We start from the raw sequence: 7,105 nt of genomic DNA, 5'->3' as shown, positions 1-7,105 counted from the left end.
TAGCTGGGCGCTCAAGTGGCTAAATGCCGATATTAAGATGACTCAGCCAGATGACTGGCTGAGTAAGTAAATTAGGACGAGAGGCGGTGGAGACGACTCGAAATCGGGTTTTTCTACAGCCTCGTTAGATTTATATTTTCAGCTAGAACCACGTCAAAACAGTACTGATGAGCCTGCTATACAAGAACTTAGCCAACTATTAGCGGCCATACCTCCATTAGAAAATGAATCTAGGCAAGAAAATTATCGCTCGGCAAATAGTATTACGATGAAAATTGCCAACTTACAGTACATTGATCCCGATAGGCCTAGTGGGCTTGCGGCTGGCGGAAAACTAGACCGTGAAATATGGGAAGAATTTGCTTACGACCGCCCCAGACTTAGACAAACAGCTGCTGCAATTCGTGAAGTGCTTTCAACTGGGCAAACGAACGCGAAGATAGATGTGAGCGACGATGAAGAAGCCAGCGAAGGTCGTACCCTAACGCGCCTTCATAAAAGCAAAGAACGTAATCGCGCTCTCGTCAAAAAGAAGAAAGCGAAGGTGTTGAAAGAGTCAGGTAAGCTCGCCTGTGAAGCCTGCAGCTTTGACTTTACCGAGGTATATGGGGCACATGGGGAAGGCTTTATTGAGTGCCACCATACTCGGCCGCTCCACACGCTAGACGCTATAGGCAAAACCAAGCTAAGCGACTTGGCTTTACTCTGCGCTAACTGCCACCGTATGGTGCATGCCAAGCGGCCTTGGTTAACAATTGAACAGCTGCAAAAAATAGTCACTCAAAATTTAACAGCAACATCATTTTATTAATAACAATATAACTTTCTTAAATTTTGCGCCCGCCAACACAAAAGAAAATAAAGAAAAAACCAACATTGAAGATGCCGAGGATATAATCAAATTCTTATAAAACTCATCAGCAACAACATGACCACAAAGAGCTAATATTGCGGAAATCAAAAGCATCCCAGCAGTAGAAAAAAGCTGAGACACTAGCACCTTGTAATGGCCTGTTAGCCGTAAATTTCTTATGAAATCTCTATCAGATATAGCGATAAGAATTGATAGAGATGTCATTAAGAAGCCAAACAAGGTCGCGCTAATTGTGGCAAAAGTAGTGGCTGTTAGTCTTACATCCTCATAAACCTTTAGAGAATCATAAGTCAAATAACCAGCACCAATAGCTACAAAAACACTAAGTAAGACGGCGACCCTGCTCTCCAAAAATTTCATTTATATCTCCTTTCCGCTCACTGTATGCTTCCTGCAAAGCGGAAAACATAGAATCGAGAACAGGATACCTTCCACGCATTTCAACGCCTTTATCTGTTGTCATTCTATCTGCAATCAGGTCAATTGGGTAATCGTAAACATCATCAGTTAATTTAACTCTGGCGACAGTGGTTCTACGATCATTGGCCAAAGCGGCAACAGAATCCTTTATGCGCTTCGTTAAAGAATGTTTATCAGAATCTGAAGATCGACGATCAGCGCTTAAGGAAACCCTGATACGGGAGCCATTTGCCATATCTGAAAGCATAGCCATTTTTTTCCCCCAGTCATCTTCGGGGAAAAGATCAGGGTTTGTAGGTGTAGCGTATGAGAGCTCTAAGCTAATGGGCTTTAGATTATCATCCAACAATCGTTCGACAGAATCTTTTTGGAGAATAGGGTTAAATACTATTGTTTCACCGGTATAACAAGTTAAATACTCTGACAACCTTCCCACTCGTGCCGCATGGCCATTTCTTTGAAAAACTATCACACACTTATCTTTTTTAACGATAAAGTGATTTTTTTCAATCAACCCCTCCGAAGCCTCTAAGCCAAGCTCACGTTCAGTACCATCAGGGCTACCGGCATGTGGCAAATCAGAGGTTCTAAACTTAGCTAACACACCTTTAATCGTATTTCCTGACTGGAGCAAAGATCTCAACTGATAATCAAAAGAGCCAAGTCTATAATGTGGTGTCACATCAAGCTCGCCAATCTCTGCCAAGATAGAAAAAATGCAAAAATCGGAGTCCTCTGAATGATGGAGTCCGGAAAAGAAATCAAGATTAAAGCTTTTTCTATCGTAGTTTGTATCATGCATAAAAAAACCCTATTAATAATTATAAAACTAACTATTTACTACCTAACAACCCACACTCACACAACCCGCCCAATCCGAATCTCACACCGCCCCAGAATCTCCACATCATGCATATCCTGCGGCTTGATCACCTCAGGCTGGTAATGGTCGTTATCGCTAATCAAGTACAGCGCCCCACCCGCTAACCTCTGCACCCGTTTAATCCGTCGCTCCCCACTCACCAACAGCAAAAACACGCCTTCCTGTTTGGGGTCGCGGTTACTGCGATCCACCAGTATCCAATCGCCATCCGCCAGGGTGCCGTCCATCGAATCACCGCGCACCTTAATGCCCACCACTTGGGCAGGGTCTAGCCCCTGTTCGGCCAGTTCTGCACTGGAAAAGTACAGCGTGGTCTTAATCGGTTCGCCTTCAAAGCTACGGCCAGCGCCCGCTGCCGCTTCAATGTCGTACACCTTCACTGGTGAGAGATCCGGCCCTGGTTCGATAGCTGGCAGCCCTAGCGGCTGTGCATTAGCCGTGCCTGGGCGATCCCCCGTCAGCACGTAATGCGTATCTACACCGGCTTGGTGTAAGGCCTGCAAATAGTCGGCTTTAGGGCTGCGCTGGTCGGTTTCATACAGGCGCTGCGTGTTTTTAGTGATACCCGCCTTATCGCCAAGCTCAGTCTGAGTTAGCCCTAAGCGTTCCCGCTCTTCACGTAGCCTGCCACCAATAGAATCCATTTAGATCCCTTACTCCGCTTGATAGGTAATCCAAATGAATCCATCACTTGAATCACCAACACTCTGAAAGACATTCAAAACAATCCATTTGGATCACTCAGGAGCCACTGCCATGGTCACCATTATTGCCACGATCTTTGTACCGCCTTCCCCCACCACCCTGTTCCGCGGGGTCGAGGTGGAGCTCGACCGCTGTTCGCCGCGTACCCGCCGCGCCATTGAAACGGCGCTTACCCAGGGTACCGAGAAGCCCAACCCACTGGCCGACCTGGAAGCGCTGGAAGAACGCGCCACTGCCCAGGCGGTAAGCCAACTCGCTGCCACGATGCTGGCCCAAAACACGCCGTTTGAGCAGGTAGAAGACGCCCTGTGCGAACTGCGCACCCACATGGATGAGCACTTCCTGCAGCGCAAGCTGGTGCGCTTGTACGAGCGCTAAGCCACTACGTGCAAAGTCTTTCACTCTATAAAGGAAGCCTAACCCATGGCCACCGCTAACACCATTACCCCAAAGCCAATTTATGCCCCTAAGGGGTGTAACTGCCCAATCATGGTTCATATCACGGAAAGCGAACGGGAAGAGCTGAAGCGCATTAAACAGCTGAAAATGCGCTCCATGTCGGCTACTGCCCGCATGTTGCTGCTGCGCGGTATCGCTCAATACGACCAAGACACCCTCAGTGCCGAATGACCCACGCTTCTCACACTGCATAAGGAAACCCCTCATGTATCAGGACACTAAGCGCCTCCGCACCAAGAAAAGCGTTTACCTGGATGAGTACGAAGACGCTGTTATCACCGCTCACGCCAATCTGTACGGCATGAGCAAGGCCGCGCTCATGCGGGAAATGATTATGAATCAAGCACGCGAGTTGGTTGGCCTGGGCGATTGGCACGAAAACAGTATGGGGAAGCGCGCGGGGTAAAACCGTCCCTTATTAAACCCTTGTTCAACCCCCTGAAAAGGTGACGCATGCCCAGAGATAGGCGAACGGATATCACGATGGATGCAGAGCTAGAAACCATGCTCCGGCGGGTTCGTGCAAAAGAAGGGTTGGATTCCGACGAGGCCGCCATCGAGTACTTGCTGTCGCGTGGCGTTCGGATCGGCGGCTACCGGATGACCGGCCGTGGCCGCGCCCTTTACCCCGTTGGGAGAAACAATTGATGTCGAACGCTTCCAAGCACCGTATGCCCTGCCCCCACTGCGGCCAAAACATGCGCATTCGCAAAAGCCAGGGGCTAACACCGGTGTACCGCGAAGCAGTAGTGGAGTGCCGCAACGCTGAATGCGGCTTTAGGGGCAAGGCGGGTATCGAGGTCACCAACACCCTGACCCCCAGCGATATCCCGAACATGCGGGTGAACCTGCCCTACGCCCCGCGCCTGCTTCAGCAGATGCAGTCGGACATCACCCGCCCAGCCGCCAACGACGAACGTTATGAGGGTTAAGACGATGCAGAGAGCTGTCCATCACCCCCGGCCCCCGCGGCCACAACGCCCCTTTCGGCCTGTGTGTTATGCCCGGCCGAAAGGGGGCACCCACGGCCCAACCGGTGCCGTGGGCTAAGCCCAAGCCCAGCCCCATCCATTTGTTGAATAAGGAGGCGAGCGTGAATTCATCGCTGCGCCAGGACATTGTTGCGCGCTTAATCAGCGATTTTGAGGCGATTGAGCGCGGCCCCTACCTGCAACGGGTGCGCTGCCCGGCGTGCGGTAAGCGCGAGGCGTACATCAACGCCGATGCGCCGTGGATGCTGAAGTGCGGGCGGGAAAACAACTGTGGCGCACAAATCCACGTAAAAGCGTTGTTCCCGGATCTGTTCCGTTCCTGGAGCGAGCGCTACAGCACCAAGGTGGGCGAAAAGCCCACCTCTCAAACACCGGTGGCCGATGGCTACCTGCGCGACGGTCGCGGCTTTGAGCTTACTCGCATTGAAGGCTGGTACACCCAGGAGAGTTACTGGAAGCCTGAGATCGGTGGCTCCGCGACTGTGCGTTTCGCCCTGCCCGGCGGCGCTTACTGGGAGCGCCTGCTAGATAACCCGGAGCGCTTCGGCAAACAAAAGGCCAATTTCGCTGGCCGCTATAAAGGCCAGTGGTGGTGCCCGCCTGCGCTCACCGCAGCGGATCTGGTCGCAGCCGAGGAAGTGTGGATTGTAGAGGGCATCTTCGATGCGATCGCCCTCTACCACCACGGCATCGCGGCGGTGTCCGCCATGAGCTGCGGCAACTACCCGGATGAAGCCTTAAACGCACTATCGGATGCTGCCCACCAAGCAGGTACCAGCCGCCCCACCCTGGTGTGGGCGCTGGATAACAACCGCGCTGGCCACAACGCCATTCACAAGCATGTAAGGCGCGCCCGTGCGGCAGGCTGGGATTGTGACGCGGCACAGATTCCCAACGGTGACCACGACTGGAACGATGCCCACCAGCGCGGCGAACTGACCGAGAAACACCAGGAAACCTACCGCTATCACGGCGACCTGCTGCTGGCTCCCACGGCCATGGCCAAGGCGCTGTTGATCTACAAGCGCCGCGAGCAGCGGGAGTTCTGGTTCGAGTTCAAACGCCAGCTGTGGTGGTGGAAGTTGGATATGGATGCTTTCGACCGCGCCATGCGCGCCGAGGGGATGGACGGTGCCAACCAGCAGCAGATCGACCCGGCCATGCGCGATGCTGCCCTGGAGCAATCCGGCAGCGTAAAGCGGATCTGTACCTGCTTCCCCACGGCGCTCTACTACCAGGCTAACGCGGTGACTGATGAGAGCTGGTACTACTACCGCGTGGAATTTCCCGACGGCCGCCCGCCCATTAAGAACACTTTCAGCGGCGGCCAGTTGGCCTCGGCCTCTGAGTACAAAAAGCGCCTGCTGGGCGTTGCCCCCGGCGCAGTGTGGACAGGTACCAGCCAACAGCTGGATAGCCTGCTGCAGGATCAAATCGGCAATATCAAAACCGTCGAGACCATCGACTTTATCGGCTACAGCAAAGAGCACGGCGCTTACGTGTTCGGCGACCTTGCCGTGGCCGGTGGCAAGGTGGTGCCGATCAACAGCGAAGACTTTTTCGAGCTCGGCCCACGCCGCCAGCTGAAAACCCTGAGCCAATCCGTGGCGCTGCACATCAATCCCGACCGCAAGGCATTCAATACTGAATGGACACAGCAGCTGCTTGGCGCCTTCGGTACCCGTGGCGTGATTGCACTGGGCTACTGGCTGGGCAGCCTACTGGCTGAGCAGATCCGCGCCGAAATGGGCAGCTTCCCGTTTTTGGAGATTGTAGGCGAAGCCGGTGCCGGTAAATCCACCCTGATTGAGTTTCTCTGGAAACTGTGTGGTCGGCGCGACTATGAAGGCTTCGACCCCAGCAAGGCCACCATGCCCGCCCGTTCGCGCAACTTCGCCCAGGTGAGCAACCTGCCGGTGGTATTGATCGAGTCCGACCGGGAGCAGGATGGCGGCGCTAAACAGAAGCAGTTCGATTGGGACGAGCTAAAAACCGCCTTTAACGGCCGCTCGATCCGCGCTCGTGGCGTAAAGAACAGCGGCAACGACACCTACGAACCGCCCTTTCGCGGCAGCATTGTGATCAGCCAGAATGCTCCGGTTCAGGCGGGCGAAGCCATCCAGACGCGTATTTGCCACCTGCACTTTACCCGGGAAGGCCAGAACAAACAGACCAAAGCACTCGCCGAGGCGCTGGAGCGCAGCGAGATCGAACACGTTAGCCAATTCACGCTCAACGTTGCCCAGCGTGAAGCTAGCTTGATGGCGTTAATCACCCAGCGCGCCCGCCACTACGCCGACCACCTGGCAGACGATCCGGATATCAAGGTGCTGCGCATCGCCAAGTGCCACGGTCAACTGATGGCCCTGGTGGAGTGCTTAGGGCCGGAAGGCTTAGGTCTCTTCGACCAGCAAACCCTGGATATCGCCCTTGGCCATGTAAAGCAGATGGCCCGGGAACGTCAGCAGTCCATCAACGCCGACCACCCCATGGTCGCTGAATTTTGGGAAGCCTTCGACTACATCGAAGGCCTGCGCGATGAGCCGCAGCTCAACCACTACGGCAAGGGCAGCGAGCATATCGCCGTGAACCTGAAAGACTTCGAGCGCACCTGCGCCGAGTACAAGCTGCGCACCCCCGAACTGCGCGAGCTGAAGCGTTATTTGAAGACCAGCAAAACCCGCAAGTTTGTCGATTCCAACCGCACCGTGAACTCCCGCGTCCGCCTTAACGGCGGCAGCGTGAAGTGCTGGGTGTTTCAAGCATGAAGGA

The 7,105-nt window shown here is 53.8% G+C and carries 10 protein-coding genes; 7 read left to right on the top strand and 3 right to left on the bottom strand.

Annotated elements, in window-relative coordinates; translation table 11 throughout:
• Positions 1 to 268 precede the first annotated feature (268 nt).
• Positions 269 to 811 (top strand): HNH endonuclease, encoded by a 543-nt coding sequence (locus HP566_RS04400; RefSeq protein WP_249976046.1) that lies wholly within the window; start codon positions 269 to 271, stop codon positions 809 to 811.
• Here HP566_RS04400 and HP566_RS04395 read toward each other — a convergent pair.
• Genes HP566_RS04395 through HP566_RS04385 form a run of 3 tightly spaced genes read right to left on the bottom strand, consistent with a single transcriptional unit; the run spans position 800 to position 2,821 of the window.
• A complete protein-coding gene (locus tag HP566_RS04395) occupies positions 800 to 1,234 on the bottom strand; it encodes a hypothetical protein (RefSeq protein ID WP_249976045.1) in 435 nt (144 codons plus the stop codon). The genes HP566_RS04400 and HP566_RS04395 overlap by 12 nt on opposite strands.
• Positions 1,197 to 2,096, bottom strand: coding sequence for a DUF6731 family protein (locus tag HP566_RS04390; protein ID WP_249976044.1), 900 nt, complete (start codon positions 2,094 to 2,096; stop codon positions 1,197 to 1,199). The genes HP566_RS04395 and HP566_RS04390 overlap by 38 nt, the downstream gene beginning before the upstream one ends.
• Positions 2,097 to 2,152: 56 nt before the next feature.
• Positions 2,153 to 2,821: an XRE family transcriptional regulator gene (locus HP566_RS04385; RefSeq protein WP_249976043.1), complete on the bottom strand. Its 669-nt coding sequence runs from the start codon at positions 2,819 to 2,821 to the stop codon at positions 2,153 to 2,155.
• A 112-nt stretch (positions 2,822 to 2,933) separates the two neighbouring features.
• Here HP566_RS04385 and HP566_RS04380 point away from each other — a divergent pair, with 112 nt between their 5' ends.
• From HP566_RS04380 to HP566_RS04355, 6 genes are all read left to right on the top strand, one after another.
• Complete coding sequence (locus HP566_RS04380) at positions 2,934 to 3,260, top strand: hypothetical protein (RefSeq protein ID WP_249976042.1); 327 nt, start codon at positions 2,934 to 2,936, stop codon at positions 3,258 to 3,260.
• A gap of 45 nt (positions 3,261 to 3,305) precedes the next feature.
• Positions 3,306 to 3,512: a hypothetical protein gene (locus HP566_RS04375; RefSeq protein WP_249976041.1), complete on the top strand. Its 207-nt coding sequence runs from the start codon at positions 3,306 to 3,308 to the stop codon at positions 3,510 to 3,512.
• Between the two features lie 34 nt (positions 3,513 to 3,546).
• Positions 3,547 to 3,747 (top strand): hypothetical protein, encoded by a 201-nt coding sequence (locus HP566_RS04370; RefSeq protein ID WP_249976040.1) that lies wholly within the window; start codon positions 3,547 to 3,549, stop codon positions 3,745 to 3,747.
• 47 nt (positions 3,748 to 3,794) lie between these two features.
• Positions 3,795 to 3,989 (top strand): hypothetical protein, encoded by a 195-nt coding sequence (locus HP566_RS04365; protein WP_249976039.1) that lies wholly within the window; start codon positions 3,795 to 3,797, stop codon positions 3,987 to 3,989.
• Positions 3,989 to 4,273, top strand: a complete 285-nt coding sequence (locus HP566_RS04360) for an ogr/Delta-like zinc finger family protein (RefSeq protein ID WP_249976038.1) — start codon at positions 3,989 to 3,991, stop codon at positions 4,271 to 4,273. The genes HP566_RS04365 and HP566_RS04360 overlap by 1 nt, the downstream gene beginning before the upstream one ends.
• Positions 4,274 to 4,434: 161 nt before the next feature.
• Positions 4,435 to 7,101 carry a toprim domain-containing protein gene (locus tag HP566_RS04355; RefSeq protein ID WP_249976037.1) on the top strand — a complete coding sequence of 889 codons (2,667 nt, stop codon included), beginning with the start codon at positions 4,435 to 4,437 and terminating at the stop codon, positions 7,099 to 7,101.
• Positions 7,102 to 7,105: the final 4 nt, after the last annotated feature.

Source organism: Vreelandella olivaria, from assembly GCF_023507745.1.
GTDB lineage: Bacteria > Pseudomonadota > Gammaproteobacteria > Pseudomonadales > Halomonadaceae > Vreelandella > Vreelandella olivaria_A.
This window is presented reverse-complemented; position numbering and strand designations above follow the sequence as displayed.